A 420-nucleotide genomic window follows, 5' to 3' on the forward strand; every position below is an offset into this window, starting at 1 on the left:
GTCGGCAGAACCGAAGATCGACGCCTGGTTCGCGCCCGGAATGCGCTTGAGCGCGTCGAGCACGTAGACGTTCGCGTAGTTCGCCACATAGGACGCATCGTAGGCGTTATCGGGCGAATAGATCGCGATCACCATCATGAACGCCGACGAGCGCTTCTGCACCGACACGCCCTGGGCCGTCACCGAGTCGGGCAGGAAAGGCAGCGCGAGGTTCACGCGGTTCTGCACGTCCACCTGGGCGAGCGACGGATCGGTGCCAATATTGAAGTACACCGTGAGCGTCATGTTGCCCGTCGAGGAACTCGACGAGTTCATATACATCATGTTGTCCGCGCCGTTCACCTGCTGTTCGATCGGCGCGGCCACGTTCTGCGCGACGATATCGGCGCTCGCGCCCGGATACGTGGCGCTCACCGTGAT

The 420-nt window shown here is 62.1% G+C and carries 1 protein-coding gene; it reads right to left on the bottom strand.

Going from position 1 to position 420, the window contains the following annotated elements; all coding sequences use genetic code 11:
* Positions 1–420: efflux RND transporter permease subunit (locus tag AB4Y31_RS31815; protein ID WP_368677427.1), on the bottom strand; the 420-nt coding region annotated here is incomplete at both ends.

The sequence above is a fragment of the Trinickia sp. EG282A genome (assembly GCF_040965455.1).
GTDB classification, from domain to species: Bacteria; Pseudomonadota; Gammaproteobacteria; order Burkholderiales; family Burkholderiaceae; genus Trinickia; species Trinickia symbiotica.